The organism is Neisseria animalis, from assembly GCF_900636515.1.
GTDB lineage: Bacteria > Pseudomonadota > Gammaproteobacteria > Burkholderiales > Neisseriaceae > Neisseria > Neisseria animalis.
Window position 1 is genome coordinate 254,971 of sequence record NZ_LR134287.1, and the last position, 14,769, is coordinate 269,739.

Genomic DNA, 14,769 nt, shown 5'->3' on the forward strand with positions numbered 1-14,769 from the left:
AAATTTATCTCGTTTGTCATCGCCTTTAAAATTCAAGATAATACACACATCAAAACCAAACACGCATTTTCAGACGGCATGAAAATCGTGTTTTACATTTAACTTAAACTTTAAAGGTAATCTTATGAACAAACGTTTTGAAAATAAAGTCGTCATCATTACAGGCGGTGCGTCAGGCATGGGCTTGGAAGCAGCACGTCGTTTTGTGGAAGAAGGCGCGAGCGTGGTCATCGGCGGTCGCAGTGAGGGCAAATTGGCGGATGCCGCCAAAGTGATTGACCCGACAGGCGCAAAAGTCCGCACCGTGGCGGGCGATATTTCCAAACCTGAGACCGCTAAAGATTTGGTTTTGGTAGCGACTGAAAACTTCGGCGGCGTGGACATTCTCATCAACAACGCAGGGATTTTTAACCCGAAACCATTTTTGGAACTCACCGAAGCCGAATACGACAACTTCGTGGATATCATCTTAAAAGGCAAATTTTTTATGGCGCAAGAAGCCGCCAAAGCCATGCAAAAACGCGGCGGCGGCGCGATTGTGCAGACAGGCTCTTTGTGGGCGCTGCAAGCCATCGCCGCCACGCCAAGCTCGGCATATTCTGCCGCCAATGCGGGCGTACACGCTTTGACCAAAAACTTGGCGATTGAGCTGGCAAGCGAAAATATCCGCGTCAATGCCGTTGCCCCTGCGGTGATTGAAACGCCGATTTACGGCACGTTTATGAGCGAAGAGCAGGTAAAAGAAACCTTGCCGACTTTTAACAACTTCCACCCGATTGGTCGTAATGGTCAGCCAAAAGACGTTGCTGAAGCCATGCTGTTTTTGGCAAGCGATGATGCGTCGTTTATTACAGGTACGGTGTTGCCTGTAGACGGCGGCGTGATGGCGGGGCATTAAGGCAAGCGCGGTCGGTTTGGCAAGTGTATCAAGCCGACTTTGTGCTTAAATTTGCTATTAAATGCCGTCTGAAAATCCGTTTCAGACGGCATTGTCGGTACATCAATTCATCTGTCAATCAAACACTTGTTTATCAAGGCATTTGATGTGCTTGCTAAGATTGGCTATTGCTGCATTTCTTTCCCTATTAGCAAACCCCAGTCCTAGGTTATAAAACACATAAGGAGTACCATGCCTACATTTGGTGGCGGCGAGCTTGTCTTGATTGCGGTGTTTGTCATCGCTGCTTTGTTGCACGGCATTACAGGCACAGGGTTTTCGCTGATTGCCATCGGCGGGCTGTCTATGCAGTTTACACTGACCGAATCGGTGCTTTTGGTGTTGTTGCCGACCGCTTTGCTGAATCTGATTGCGTGGCTGTGCGGTGGCGGTTCGCTTTGGTTTAACTTGACTTATTATCTGCGCCGTTATTGGCTTTTGGTGTCGGTTTCGCTCGTTGCCGCCATGCTTGGGGCAAAACTTTTGCTGTGGGTTAATCAGGCTTATCTGCTTATCGCGCTGTCTACCGTTATCTTGTGGTATGTGGCGGCAGCGGCAACGGGGCGGCAGTTTGTCCTGCCTGATACGCAAAAGTCCATGATTGCTGTAGCGGTGGCAGGTGGTATTGCAGGCGGTGCGGTTAATGCCATGTCGCCGATTTTGATGATGTATCTGCTTGCCGTCCGCGCCGACAAACTGACTGTAATCAAAGTGGGCAACGTGTGCTTTTTTGCAGGCAAGCTCGCCCAACTGGTTGTGCTGTATCCTGCATTTGACACGCTTTCACCTAAGATGTGGCAACTGATGTGGCTGGCAACGGCTCTGGCGGCGGCAAGCGTTTTTGTGGGGTTGTTTTTGGGTAGGTTTTTACCGCAAAAGCAATTTAAGCAACTGATTTTAATCGTATTGTTTTTGATTGCCTTAAAGTTGGGCATACAGGGCGTGCAGGGGATTTAACCTGAATCAAAGGAGATTTTATGCGTACGCAAACACTCATCATCGGCGGCGGTTTGGCAGGCTTATACGCCGCTTATCTGCTGGAACAACAAGGCAAAGATTATCTGCTGTTAGAAGCGCAAAACCGCTTCGGCGGCAGGATTGACGGCTTTGAGGCGGAAAACTTCGAGCTTGGGGCAACGTGGTTCTGGGGCGGTTTCCAGCCGCAGCTTCAGGCATTGGTTGATGAGTTGAAACTACCCGTGTTTGAGCAGTACGAACAAGGCGATTTGGTGTACGAACACTCGCCAAGCCAAGCACCGATACGCACGCACGGCTATCACAATTCGCCTGCCTCACTGCGGATTGCAGGCGGCATGAGTGCGCTTGTCAATGCTTTGCTTGCCAAACTGCCGCCCCGTAAACTCTGCACCGACCGCCAAGTGCAAAGCATTACGCAGCAGTCGGAAGGCATTTCAGACGGCATTTTGGTGCAGGCGGCAAATGCAGAAGGCGCGGTGTTTGATTATGAAGCTGACCACGTTTTGCTTGCGCTGCCGCCGCGTTTGGCGGCAAATCTGGCGTTCAGCCCCAGCCTGCCAAGCGATTTGCAGACGGCATGGGCGGATACGCCGACATGGATGGCACCGCACGCCAAATATGTGGCGGTGTACGAGCGTCCGTTTTGGCGCGAGCAGGGTTTGTCAGGTGAAGGGCGCAGCAGACAGGGTATTTTGGGCGAAATCCACGACATCTCCATGCCAAACGGCAAGGCGGCATTGTTCGGTTTTTTTAATGTGCCTGCCCAAGTGCGCAGACAAGTCAGCGATGATGATTTGCAAGCCCATTGCCGCGCTTTGCTGGTGCGACTGTTTGGCGAACAAGCCGCCTCACCTGTGGCGCAAGTTATCAAAGACTGGGCAAACAGCCCCTTTACCACCACCGAACAAGACATCAAAGACGGCGGACAGCACCCAATGCCTGCACCAAGCCAGACACAGCAAAGCGTTTGGGCGGATAAAATCATCGGCATCAGCAGTGAATACTCACCGCAGTTTTGCGGTTATCTCGCCGGTGCGGTGGACGCGGCTGCGCGTGGTGTAAAGCGTTTGGGCGGCTAATGCGCCAAAATAAAACCAAGCCACAAATACAGACGGCATCAACACGATAATATGAAGCAACCATGAAACCCTTAACCACACTCGAGCAAGTGCAGCAGCACGTCCGCCATCAAGGCATCAGGCTATTGTACGTTGGTGCGCAGCATTGCGGTGTCTGCCACGCGCTTTTGCCCGCCATCACCAAAGCTGTCGCCGAATTTTCGCACATCAGCGCCGCCCAAGTGCGCATTGATGACGTGCCTGTGCTGGCGTCTTATTTGCAAGTGATGAGTGTGCCTGCGGTGCTGCTGTTTGCAGACGGCAAAGAATATCACCGCGTGGCGCGTTTTGTGCCACTGGCGCCATTGGTACAGGTGTTTGAAACAAGTAAACATTGGACAAATGCCCAGCCCAGCACGCTTTAATGCCGTCTGTAAAATCGCCCAAAACGGTTTGGCTGAATTTTGTAAGTTGTGAAAACTTGAAAATCTTAGAAACTTGACAATGTTGGCGATTTTAAAAACCTTGCAAATTCAAAACTGACAAGTTGGCAAATCCAGCTTTGTCATTAAATTTTTTCTTTAATGAAAGAGAAGTTTAAATGAATTGCAAATATCCGCACAAACCCTATAATATCCCACCAAAGGCAGCCATTTTAATCAAAATTGCCGAACAAAACTTAACTTTTTAGGATTTTATGATGAACATCACCGAACTTACCCAAAAGCGTTATGCCACCAAACAATTTAACCCAAACAAGAAAATCTCTGACGCAGATTTCGCCCACATCAAAGCCGCGCTGCGCAACAGTCCGTCAAGCGTAAACATCCAGCCGTGGCATTTTGTGGTGGCGGATGACGAAGAGGGCAAGGCGCGCATTGTCAAGGCGGCGCAGGATTTCCCGTTTAACATCGCTAAAATCGCAGACGCGTCTCATGTGGTGGTGTTTGCCAGCCGTATGCACGCCGATGATGCATTTTTGAACGAACTGCTTGAAAAAGAAGACCAAGACGGACGCTACGCCCTGCCTGAGCACAAAAAAGGCGGTGATGATGCACGCCGCACTTTCCTAGGCATTCACCGCGACACCATCAAAGATGAAAAAGAGTGGCTTGCCAACCAAGTGCACATCGGCATGGGCTATGCGCTGATGGCAGCGGCGGTTTTGGGCATTGACAGCATTCCGATGGAAGGTGTGGATTTGGCTGTGTTGGATAAAGAATTCGGCCTGACTGAAAAAGGCTACAAAGCCCTTGCGGTGGTGTCGTTTGGCTATCATGCTGATGAAGATTTTAACGCCAAATTGCCAAAATCACGCTTGGCAGAAGCGCAAATTTTCACCCAAGCCTAAAACGAAAACCCTGCACGTTCGCAGGGTTTTTTACCGATTCAAAAAACAAAACTGCAAACTTGCCCTGCGCCCGTTTTAGCGTTTACGTCAGAGTTATTTCATGATGAATCCCAAATTCGCCCCGCTTTTTACCCCGTATACACTAAACAACGGCGTAACCATCAAAAATCGCCTTGTCGTTGCGCCGATGACCCATTGGGCATCAAACGACGATGGTACAATGAGCGAGCCCGAACGGCATTTTTTACAAGGTAAGGCAAACGGCTTCGGCTTATTCATTTCAGCGGCAACGCTGGTGCATTCCAAGCAGGGCAAAGCCTTTGAGGGGCAGCCCTACGCCTTTGCAGAGCACCATTTGCCGAGTTTGCGCCAAGTGGCGGATTTGGCACGCCAAGGCGGCGCAAAAGCGGTTTTGCAAATCCATCACGGCGGCGCAAAAGCTATTACGGATAACGCTGTCGCACCGTCTGCCACCGAGAATGCCAGAGAATTGAGTGCACCTGAAATTGACGAATTGGTACAGGCGTTTGCTTTTACGGCAAAACTTGCCATACGAGCAGGCTTTGACGGCGTGGAAATCATGGGTTGCAACGGCTTTTTGATTCAGCAGTTCAGCTCGCGCCAAACCAACCGCCGCACCGACAAATGGGGCAAGCCGTCTGCATTCCCCCTTGCCGTCACCCAAGCAGTGATTGCAGCAAGAGAGCAGGCAGGCCGCCCCGATTTCATCATCGGCTACCGCCTATCCCCCGAAGAAGCAGGCGGCGACGGCTTAACCATGGCGGATACTTTGGATTTGCTGGACAAACTTGCCGAATTGCCGATTCAGTATCTGCACGTCTCATTGTGGGATTTTGACAAAAAAGCACGGCGCGGGGCGGATACAAGCCGCACGCGTATGGATTTGCTACACGAACGCCTAAACGGCAGATTGCCGCTGATTGGCGTGGGCAACTTACGCACACCACAGCGTATGCTTGAAGCTTTCAAAACAGGCTGGGCAGAGTTTCTGGCATTGGGCAAGGCGGTGCTGATGAACCCTGATTTGGTGCATAAATTGCAAAACGGGCAGGAAGCGACAATCCAAACCGAAGTTGACTTGGCGCAGCCTGATTGCTACCGTTTTCCCGAGCGGCTGTGGGCGATGCAGCAAAAAGGCTTGGCATTTTTACCGCCGAATAAGGGAAGCGATTGGCAGCCTGTGGATTTGTAGGCTTTGCAAATTTTATGAGATTTACAAGCATTGACGGCTAAGTGTGAATGGTAAAACTGCGAAATTCGTTTTACAAACCACCCACATCCTTTTAACGCCGCCAAACACACCCTTAAACGCCACACCCAACGCCATGCCAAACGCAACAAAGCCACAACCTTTGGGCTGTGGCTTGGGTGGGGGTATTTGAAGTGAGCAAATATTGGGTAAACATCCGGCTAAGCCGCCTGTAAGGCCGTCTGCAAAATCTTTGATTCATTTGCAGACGGCCTTTTGTTTTTTATAGTCATTTAAAATAAGAATGATACTGCGTTGCTTTGCCTTGTCGTACTATGTGTACTGTCTGCGGCTTCGCTGCCTTGTCTCATTCTTATTTTATTCGACTATATTTGTGTTCCAAGCGTTTTTGCCACATTTTTGAAAACGGGTCTTTGCCGTCCGCGCGGATAACTTCATACAAAGCGGGGTGGGCTTGCGTGCCTTGCGGCAGAGGGTTGTCCGACTCGTTCCGCATTTTGGCGGTGGCGGCGGCAAAGTCTTGCTGCGTTTCCCATTGGGCGATATTGACTAAGGCAAATTTGCCGTTTGGATTTAGGCTTTTGTGCAGGCGTGTATTGATGTAGCCGGGCTGTTTGGCGAGAAAATCACGCGATTTCTCCCAAGAGGCGACGGCTTCGTCCACTTTGCCCTCCGGCACTTCAAAGACGTTAATCAGTACGACGGCTTCTTGGTGTTTGGCAAAGAGGTGTTTGTGGTGCATACCGCGCATACAGCCTGTCAGTATGACGGCGGCCAGCGGCAGGGCGATTAATGCGGTTTTGAATATGGGTTTCATACGGTTTCCTCTTCAGTTGGGTTGGGGGCGGCGGTTTTGCCGGACCGCCGAATGGTTACAGCATACGCTGCATCAGTTTTTCGCCTTTGCATTGGTGGACGAGTGCCATCGCAATATGGCCTGCCGCCAGAACCAGCAGCAAAAATGCCAAAAGACCGTGTATGCCGCCGAAAGGCACTTGCGCCATACGCGCCATGCCGGAGGCGGGGACGGCAAACATCAGCATGTACAAGGCAAGGTGTCCGATACGCACGGCAAGAGCGTGCTGCGGACGGCGGCGGAAGTTTTTCACGGCGGTAACCAAGCGGGCAAGCGTCAGCCAAAACAGCAGAATTCCGACCGCTTTATGGGGCGTTGCCAAAAATGCCAAGCCGTCGTCGATGTTCCATGCCAGCGCACTGCCGAACATGAATACATATCCCAATGCGGTTGCCCAATGCACAAAGCGGGTGAATGTGCCGTAGCGTTCGGGGGTGTCGATTTTCATAGCAAGTCTCCTTTGGGGCGGATTAACGGGCGGTGCGGTTTTTCGGTTTGCGGATGGCAAAGCCGTCGCGGATATTGCGTGCCATCATCATCAGATTTACCGCACCCGCCAGCAGCTCGACCGCCTGCACGGTGTAAAACACGCCGTCAAAGCGGCCGGCCTGAGCCGAATGGTTGAGATAAAACGCGCAGGGCAGCAGGACAAGCAGGCCGTTTGCAGCGATAAGCGGCATACGGCGGCGTTTGGCGGCAATCATCGGATGTCTGCTCCCGCCGCCCATTTTGTTGCCGGTAATGCCCGCCGCCATCATCGCGGGGATAAACAGAACAAAGGCGCAGACGATGTATTGCTTGACCGCCGCCACCGCCGCATGGCTCAGAAACAGCTCGGCAACCACGCTGCCCGTTCAAAAAGAAGCAATAAACAGGAAGCCGGCAAAGCCCGAGGCGGCGTGCAGGGAAACCAATGTTTTGCGGTTCATCAAAATACTCCGTAGTGTGTATAACTTGGAAACCAGTTTACAAATATGAAAACCGGTTGTCAACATTAGGCAGGTTAAAAACCGTAAATATCGACAACCGGTTGCTGTTTTTATATACTGGACAACCGAAAGGCCATCTGAAAAACACACGGCAGCATTCAGACGGCAGGCAAACGGATAAAAACACATCCGTACCGCTGCTGTCAGATTTCCAAAATCCAAATTTTAATCACAGAGCAACCGATATGAACCGTGCAGAAACCCTAAGCCGCCTCATCACCCGAATCTTCCATGCCAACGGCGCGATACTGGCATGGGGCGACCGTTTTGCCGCCGATTTCGGGCTGACCTCCGCCCGCTGGCAAATGCTCGGCGCGCTGGTGTTGGCAGGAGAGCCGCAAACCTCGCCGCAAATTGCCGAACGCATGGGCATCAGCCGCCAAGGAGCGCAAAAGCAGCTCAACCTGCTGGTTGCAGACGGCATGATCGAACAGGAAGACAACCCCGCGCACAAACGCTCGCCGCTGTATGCGCTGACCGATGCGGGCAGGCAGAAATATGCCGAAATCAACAAAAACTGGCTGGAAACGGCGCAACGCTGGGCGGCGGATACGGATGCGGCGGATCTGGCTGCGGCGGAAAAAGTGCTGGAACACTTGGTCAGACAAGCGGGAAGGGAGCGTTGAGGCGGGGTTTTACGCGGCGGATAGGGCGGCGTACAATTCTTATTTTGGGCAAACCGCTGTATTAGAGCGGAATAACAGTAAAATTTTAGAAAGTAACAAGTATGGGTACAATCTTACTTCTCGACGGCGGCATGGGGCGCGAACTGCACCGCCGTGGTGCGCCGTTCCGCCAGCCGGAGTGGTCGGCATTGGCATTGACCGAAGCGCCGGATATTGTCCGTGAAACCCATTTGGACTATATCCGCGCCGGCGCGGACGTGATTACGGCCAACAGTTATGCCTTGGTGCCGTTTCATATCGGCAGCCGTTTCGAGTCGGAAGCGGAGACATTGGCGGCAACGGCGGGCAGATTGGCGCGTGAAGCCGCAGACCAAGGAGGGCGCAAGGTAGAGGTTGCCGCTTCGCTGCCGCCGCTGTTCGGTTCGTACCGTCCTGATTTGTTTGATGCCGCCGCCGCTCCTGTGCTTGCCGAGCCTTTGTTGAACGGTTTGGCGCAATATGCCGATATTTGGTTGAGCGAAACCCAAAGCAGTACCGCCGAAGCCTTGTTTTGGAAAAGTGTTTTGCCGCAGGACGGCAAGCCTTGGTGGGTATCGTTTACCTTGGAGGATACGCGGGAGCATGACAAACCGCTGTTGCGCTCGGGCGAACAGGTCGGCGATGCGGTAAAGGCCGTCTGCAAAGCGGGCGCGGCGGCGGTGTTGTTCAATTGCAGCCGTCCCGAAGTGATGAGTGCGGCGGTTGCGGAAGCACGCGCTGTATTGGATACGCTCGATTCGCCTGCGCGTTTGGGTGTCTATGCCAATGCTTTCGAACCGGTGGTGGAAGAAATGAATGCGGCAAACGAGGGCTTGGACGAAATCCGTAAAGACACTACGCCGCCCAATTATTTGGACTGGGCGAAAGAATGGCTGGCGGCGGGCGCGGATACCGTCGGCGGCTGTTGCGGTATCGGGCCGGAACATATTGCGGCTTTGGCAGCATTGAAATAGTTTGAAAAATATACTCTCCGCCTACCAAGCCGTCTGCATTTTGCAGACGGCTTGCTTATATGGTGCGGTGGTAATGAATCCGCTGCGTGCCGCGGCTTTTGCGTACCGGCATGGAAGCTCGGTTTTTCACCGCCCTAAAGCGTATACACATGATACGGCGTTAAGCCTTGCCGCACTTGCTGCTTTTACTTTATGCAGGGTGCGGTAAAGCCGTATGATTTTGTATGAAATGGCTCATTTTGCAGACGGCCTTGCGGCAGATTTTGTGGTGTGTCGGGAAGCCGTCTGTATTTTTATCGGGTGGTGCAATCCGTTTTTCGTTGTATAGTCTTTTAAAATAAGAATGATACTGCGTTGCTTTGCCTTGTCTCATTTTATTCGACTATAAAAGGGCAAAAGGTGCAAAGGCCGTCTGCAAAACCGCATATTGATTCAATCGCCGGTATCGGACGGATAAGCAGGCAATACCGGCGATGCCCGAGGGTTCGGTCAAGCGCAGTTTGATGCAAGGGTGCGGCTGCAACATGGAAAGATTTGATGCGGGTATGGTAGCCGTTTTCGGTTTTGTATGCTACTTTACAGACTGCACACTGCGGTTGCGGTATGGTTGGCAGCCCAACCGCTTTGTCGGAACACAAAGGAGAAACCAATATGAGCCTGCATAAAAAACTGCCCACTCCGATGCTGCCTGATGAAACCCGCCGTGAAATTCACGGGCGCGAGTCTTATCATGTGTTGAAAATTATTTCCGAGTTTGTCGAGGCGGGCGAAGAGCTGCGGGCGATACAGCCGGCGGTCAGTATTTACGGCAGCGCGCGCACGCCTGAAGATCACGAGGAATACCTGTTTGCCGAACGCTTGGCGCGCAAACTTTCCGATGCCGGTTTTTCCGTGATTTCCGGCGGCGGCCCCGGCATTATGGAGGCGGCCAATAAAGGTGCGTTTGCAGGCGCAAGCCCGGCGGTGGGCTTGAATATCGTCTTGCCGCATGAGCAGCAGGCCAATCCGTATCAGGATTTGTCGATTGAGTTCCAACACTTTTTTCCACGCAAGGTCATGTTTGTCAAACATGCGGTGGCTTATGTGGTGATGCCGGGCGGTTTCGGTACGTTGGACGAATTGTTTGAAAGCCTGACGCTGGTGCAGACGGGTAAAACCCCCAGCCGTCCGATTATCTTGGTGGGGCAGGCATTTTGGTCGGGCTTGGTTGAGTGGATTAAAGAACAGTTGCTGGGTAACGGTCTGATTTCTCCTGAAGACATGGATTTAATCCGGTTGATTGATGATGAAGACGAAATTATCGAATATATTTTTGCCCATTATGAAAACCGTTTGGAAGAACTGGCGGATTTGAAAGCCGATACTTGGCTGTTGGGGCTTTGATTGGCCGCTGCGGGCAGTATCGGCAGAAAAAGGCCGTCTGCAAAACGAACATTTATCCGTTTTGCAGACGGCCTTTTTTATAGTCATTTAAAATAAGAATGATACAGCGTTGCTTTGCCTTGCCGTACTATGTGTACTGTCTGCGGCTTCGCTGCCTTGTCTCATTCTTATTTTATTCGACTATATTTTCGGTGTGGGATTCGCCGGTGTGATGTACGCGGTATATTCGTGCGTATGCCGATAGGACCGTCAGACGGGCGTATGGTTGTTGGGAAGGGGCAGATGACGGCACGATGCATGATTGCCGTGCCGCTTTATCCGAAGTATGGCGGCTGTTTGTTTCAGAATGTCAGATACGGTTTTTTGGGGGGCAAAGGATTGATTTATCATGAAAATAGCAATGTTAAGCAACATATCGATAGCTATTATTAATAATAAATTAAATTTGTTGCGCTTTTTTGTGGTTTTTGGCAGGGAGCTGCTTTAAAGTGTGGTTGAAAACCGTTAAAATACTAAGATTACGGTAAAAACGGGTAAGGCACGGCGAGATTTCCGAATATTGCGTGCCGGGTCGTTTGATTGTGCCGTCTGAATTTTATATCAACAAACTGCAGGTATGACTATGCTGGCCAGCTACTTTCCTGTCCTTGTCTTTATCCTCATCGGCCTGATTGCCGGTGCGGCTTTCATTTTATTGGGTACGGTTCTCGGCCCGAAACGCCATTATCATGAAAAAGATACGCCGTTCGAGTGCGGCTTCGAGGCTTTCGAAAATGCGCGCATGAAGTTTGACGTGCGTTATTATCTGGTGGCGATTCTGTTTATCCTGTTTGATTTGGAAGTAGCCTTCATGTTTCCGTGGGCGGTGGTCTTTAAAGAACTGGGTGCTTTCGGATTCTGGTCGATGCTGGTGTTTATCGCGGTACTTACCGTCGGTTTTGTTTACGAATGGAAAAAAGGTGCGCTGGAATGGGAATAGAAGGCGTTTTGAAAAAAGGTTTCATCACCACCAGCGCGGATACGGTGTTGAATTATATGCGTACCGGCTCGTTGTGGCCGGTTACGTTCGGTTTGGCCTGCTGTGCGGTCGAGATGATGCACGCGGGTATGGCGCGTTACGACCTTGACCGTTTCGGCATTATCTTCCGCCCGTCGCCGCGCCAGTCGGATTTGATGATTGTGGCGGGTACGCTGACCAATAAAATGGCGCCTGCGCTGCGCCGCGTATACGACCAAATGGCCGAGCCGCGTTGGGTGTTGTCGATGGGATCTTGTGCCAACGGCGGCGGGTACTACCACTATTCGTATTCGGTGGTGCGCGGTGCGGACAGGGTGGTGCCGGTCGATGTGTATGTGCCGGGCTGCCCGCCGACTGCCGAAGCGTTGATTTACGGCCTGATTCAGTTGCAGCAAAAAATCAAGCGCACTTCAACGATTGCGCGCGATTAAGGAGCGGTAATGTCAAGTTTGCAGAATTTATATGAAGCGGTAAGCCGTGTATTGGGCGGTAAGGCTTCCAAAATCATTTCCGCTTTGAGCGAAATTACCGTGGAGTGCCTGCCGGAGCATTACGCTGCCGTTATGACCGAATTGCGCGATCATGAAGACCTGCATTTCGAGTTGCTGGTTGATTTGTGCGGCGTCGATTACAGCACTTATCAAAACGAAGTATGGCAGGGCAGGCGTTTTGCCGTGGTCAGCCAGCTTCTGTCGGTGAAAAACAACCAACGCGTGCGCGTGCGCGTATGGGCGGCGGATGATGATTTTCCCGTGGTGGAGTCGGTAGTGGGGATTTATAACAGTGCCGACTGGTATGAACGCGAGGCTTTCGATATGTACGGCATTATGTTCGACAACCATCCGGATTTGCGCCGCATCCTGACCGATTACGGCTTTGTCGGCCATCCTTTCCGCAAGGACTTCCCCGTGTCCGGCCATGTCGAAATGCGTTACGACGAAAATGAAAAACGTGTTGTTTACCAACCTGTAACCATCGAACCGCGCGAGATTACCCCGCGTGTCGTGCGCGAGGAGAACTACGGTGGCTAATGCAAACAAATTAAGAAATTACACCATCAACTTCGGCCCGCAACACCCTGCGGCGCACGGCGTTTTACGGATGATTTTGGAGTTGGAGGGCGAAACCATCGTCCGTGCCGACCCGCATATCGGCCTGCTGCACCGCGGTACGGAAAAATTGGCCGAAACCAAAACCTATCTGCAAGCCCTGCCTTATATGGACCGTTTGGACTATGTTTCCATGATGGTCAACGAGCAGGCATACTGCCTGGCGGTGGAAAAACTGGCGGGAATCGATGTTCCCGTCCGCGCCCAGTATATCCGCGTGATGTTTGCCGAAGTCACCCGAATCCTGAACCACCTGATGGGTGTCGGTTCGCACGCGCTCGATATCGGTGCGATGACTGCTATTCTGTATGCGTTCCGCGACCGTGAAGAACTGATGGACTTATACGAAGCGGTTTCCGGTGCGCGTATGCACGCCGCGTATTTCCGTCCGGGCGGCGTTTACCGCGACCTGCCCGATTTCATGCCCAAATACGAAAGCAGCAAATTCCGCAATGCCAAAGTATTGAAGCAGCTCAACGAAGCACGCGAAGGCACGATGCTGGATTTCATCGATGCGTTCTGCGAGCGTTTCCCGAAAAATATCGACACCTTGGAAACCCTGCTGACCGACAACCGTATTTGGAAACAGCGTACGGTCGGCATCGGCGTGGTGTCGCCGGAGCGTGCCATGCAAAAAGGCTTTACCGGCGTGATGTTGCGCGGTTCGGGCGTGGAGTGGGACATCCGCAAAACCCAACCGTATGAAGTCTATGACCAAATGGATTTCGACATTCCCGTCGGTGTCAACGGCGACTGTTACGACCGCTACCTCTGCCGTATGGCGGAGATGCGCCAGTCCGTCCGCATCATCAAACAATGCGCCGACTGGCTGCGCGCCAATCCCGGCCCCGTCATTACCCAAAACCACAAATTCGCCCCGCCCAAACGCACCGACATGAAGCAGGGCATGGAGGATTTGATCCACCATTTCAAACTCTTTACCGAAGGCATGCATGTGCCGGAAGGCGAAACCTATACCGCCGTCGAGCATCCGAAGGGCGAGTTCGGCGTGTACATCATTTCAGACGGCGCCAACAAACCCTACCGCCTGAAAATCCGCGCCCCCGGCTTCGCCCACCTGCAAGGCATGGACGAAATGGCAAAAGGCCACATGCTTGCCGACGTAGTGGCGATTATCGGCACCCAAGACATCGTATTCGGGGAAGTTGACCGCTGAACAAACGAAAAGGCCGTCTGCAAAACAGGCCGTCTGAAAACCGAATAAACAGAAAACAGGCGCATACCATGTTATCCGAACAATCCTTGCAACAAATCGATACCGAACTGGCCAAATACCCCGCCGACCAACGCCGCAGCGCAACCATGAGCGCGTTGCGCATCGCACAAGTCGAAAAAGGCTGGCTCTCGCCGGAAACCATCGCGTTCGTTGCCGACTATATCGGCATACCCGCCGCCCAAGTTTACGAAGTGGCCACTTTCTACAATATGTACAACCTCGAGCCGGTCGGCAAATACAAGCTGACCGTGTGCACCAACCTGCCGTGCGCCTTGCGCGGCGGCGTAGATGCGGGCGAGTATTTGAAGAAAAAACTCGGCATCGGCTACGGCGAAACCACCGCAGACGGCAAATTTACCCTGATTGAAGGCGAATGCATGGGCGCGTGCGGAGATGCGCCGGTAATGCTGGTCAACAACCATAAAATGTGCAGCTTTATGACTGAAGACGCGATTGAAGCGAAACTGGCGGAATTGCAGTAAAGGCCGTCTGAAATTTTCAGGCAGCCTGAAAAAACAAAGAGAACATCAATGAAGAACACCAAAGTCCAATATCAAGGCACGCTCCGCAATCAAACCATACATCTGTCCAACGGACAAACCTTGTTGACGGATGCAGGCAAAAGCGTTGGTGGTTTAGGTGAAAATATCTCTCCGGCAGACCTGCTTGCCAGTACCTTGGCATCGTGCGCCATGACGATTATGGCAATTCGAGCCGAACAACTGGGTGCGGATTTTTCAGGCTGCTATGCCGAAACCGAAAAAGATGCAGATATGCAAAACTTCCGTGTAACCCGCATCGGTATCGACTTTCACCTGAAGGCCGCATTCAGCGCAGAAGTCCGTCAAGCCGTAGAAAGTGCATCACGGGATTTGTGCATCGTCGGGCGTAGCCTGAATACCGATTTAGTGCAAGATTTTCGGTTTATTTACGAATAACCTTTTGGCCGTGCAGGTTGGGTCTCTATTCGACAAAACCCTTAAGGCCGTCTGAAATTTCAGACA

The 14,769-nt window shown here is 52.1% G+C and carries 18 protein-coding genes; 15 read left to right on the plus strand and 3 right to left on the minus strand.

Going from position 1 to position 14,769, the window contains the following annotated elements; all coding sequences use genetic code 11:
* Nucleotides 1–124: 124 nt before the first annotated feature.
* The 6 genes from EL111_RS01220 to EL111_RS01245 all read left to right on the plus strand — a co-directional run bounded on the left by EL111_RS01220 (nt 125) and on the right by EL111_RS01245 (nt 5,537).
* Nucleotides 125–898: an SDR family NAD(P)-dependent oxidoreductase gene (locus tag EL111_RS01220; protein WP_123795220.1), complete on the plus strand. Its 774-nt coding sequence runs from the start codon at nt 125–127 to the stop codon at nt 896–898.
* Nucleotides 899–1,129: 231 nt separating this feature from the next.
* A complete protein-coding gene (locus EL111_RS01225) occupies nt 1,130–1,894 on the plus strand; it encodes a TSUP family transporter (RefSeq protein ID WP_123795221.1) in 765 nt (254 codons plus the stop codon).
* A 20-nt stretch (nt 1,895–1,914) separates the two neighbouring features.
* Entirely contained in the window at nt 1,915–2,994 is a 1,080-nt protein-coding gene (locus EL111_RS01230; RefSeq protein ID WP_123795222.1) for a flavin monoamine oxidase family protein, read from the plus strand.
* Nucleotides 2,995–3,056: 62 nt separating this feature from the next.
* Nucleotides 3,057–3,398, plus strand: coding sequence for a thioredoxin family protein (locus EL111_RS01235; RefSeq protein WP_123795223.1), 342 nt, complete (start codon nt 3,057–3,059; stop codon nt 3,396–3,398).
* A gap of 272 nt (nt 3,399–3,670) precedes the next feature.
* Entirely contained in the window at nt 3,671–4,324 is a 654-nt protein-coding gene (nfsB, locus tag EL111_RS01240) for an oxygen-insensitive NAD(P)H nitroreductase (protein ID WP_231998392.1), read from the plus strand.
* Between the two features lie 103 nt (nt 4,325–4,427).
* Entirely contained in the window at nt 4,428–5,537 is a 1,110-nt protein-coding gene (locus EL111_RS01245) for an NADH-dependent flavin oxidoreductase (RefSeq protein WP_123795306.1), read from the plus strand.
* Between the two features lie 370 nt (nt 5,538–5,907).
* On the opposite strand, the gene EL111_RS01250 is transcribed toward EL111_RS01245, so the two are convergent.
* Genes EL111_RS01250 through EL111_RS01260 form a run of 3 tightly spaced genes read right to left on the minus strand, consistent with a single transcriptional unit; the run spans nt 5,908 to nt 7,256 of the window.
* Nucleotides 5,908–6,372, minus strand: coding sequence for an antibiotic biosynthesis monooxygenase family protein (locus EL111_RS01250; protein ID WP_197717764.1), 465 nt, complete (start codon nt 6,370–6,372; stop codon nt 5,908–5,910).
* Nucleotides 6,373–6,427: 55 nt separating this feature from the next.
* Nucleotides 6,428–6,859: a cytochrome b gene (locus tag EL111_RS01255; RefSeq protein ID WP_123795224.1), complete on the minus strand. Its 432-nt coding sequence runs from the start codon at nt 6,857–6,859 to the stop codon at nt 6,428–6,430.
* A 22-nt stretch (nt 6,860–6,881) separates the two neighbouring features.
* On the minus strand, nt 6,882–7,256 hold the full coding sequence (locus EL111_RS01260) for a hypothetical protein (RefSeq protein ID WP_231998394.1): 375 nt from the start codon (nt 7,254–7,256) through the stop codon (nt 6,882–6,884).
* A 329-nt stretch (nt 7,257–7,585) separates the two neighbouring features.
* On the opposite strand from EL111_RS01260, the gene EL111_RS01265 reads away from it, so the two are divergent.
* The 9 genes from EL111_RS01265 to EL111_RS01310 all read left to right on the plus strand — a co-directional run bounded on the left by EL111_RS01265 (nt 7,586) and on the right by EL111_RS01310 (nt 14,703).
* Nucleotides 7,586–8,026, plus strand: a complete 441-nt coding sequence (locus tag EL111_RS01265; protein ID WP_123795225.1) for a MarR family winged helix-turn-helix transcriptional regulator — start codon at nt 7,586–7,588, stop codon at nt 8,024–8,026.
* A 101-nt stretch (nt 8,027–8,127) separates the two neighbouring features.
* Nucleotides 8,128–9,018: a homocysteine S-methyltransferase family protein gene (locus EL111_RS01270; RefSeq protein ID WP_123795226.1), complete on the plus strand. Its 891-nt coding sequence runs from the start codon at nt 8,128–8,130 to the stop codon at nt 9,016–9,018.
* Between the two features lie 651 nt (nt 9,019–9,669).
* Complete coding sequence (locus EL111_RS01280; protein WP_123795227.1) at nt 9,670–10,401, plus strand: LOG family protein; 732 nt, start codon at nt 9,670–9,672, stop codon at nt 10,399–10,401.
* Between the two features lie 622 nt (nt 10,402–11,023).
* Nucleotides 11,024–11,380, plus strand: coding sequence for an NADH-quinone oxidoreductase subunit A (locus EL111_RS01285; protein WP_123795308.1), 357 nt, complete (start codon nt 11,024–11,026; stop codon nt 11,378–11,380).
* Nucleotides 11,371–11,850: a NuoB/complex I 20 kDa subunit family protein gene (locus EL111_RS01290; protein ID WP_123795228.1), complete on the plus strand. Its 480-nt coding sequence runs from the start codon at nt 11,371–11,373 to the stop codon at nt 11,848–11,850. The genes EL111_RS01285 and EL111_RS01290 overlap by 10 nt, the downstream gene beginning before the upstream one ends.
* A 9-nt stretch (nt 11,851–11,859) precedes the next feature.
* Complete coding sequence (locus tag EL111_RS01295; RefSeq protein WP_123795229.1) at nt 11,860–12,450, plus strand: NADH-quinone oxidoreductase subunit C; 591 nt, start codon at nt 11,860–11,862, stop codon at nt 12,448–12,450.
* On the plus strand, nt 12,443–13,705 hold the full coding sequence (nuoD, locus tag EL111_RS01300; protein ID WP_123795230.1) for an NADH dehydrogenase (quinone) subunit D: 1,263 nt from the start codon (nt 12,443–12,445) through the stop codon (nt 13,703–13,705). The genes EL111_RS01295 and nuoD overlap by 8 nt, the downstream gene beginning before the upstream one ends.
* Before the next feature lie 68 nt (nt 13,706–13,773).
* Nucleotides 13,774–14,247 (plus strand): NADH-quinone oxidoreductase subunit NuoE, encoded by a 474-nt coding sequence (gene nuoE / locus EL111_RS01305; protein WP_123795231.1) that lies wholly within the window; start codon nt 13,774–13,776, stop codon nt 14,245–14,247.
* 48 nt (nt 14,248–14,295) lie between these two features.
* Complete coding sequence (locus EL111_RS01310) at nt 14,296–14,703, plus strand: OsmC family protein (protein ID WP_123795232.1); 408 nt, start codon at nt 14,296–14,298, stop codon at nt 14,701–14,703.
* Nucleotides 14,704–14,769: the final 66 nt, after the last annotated feature.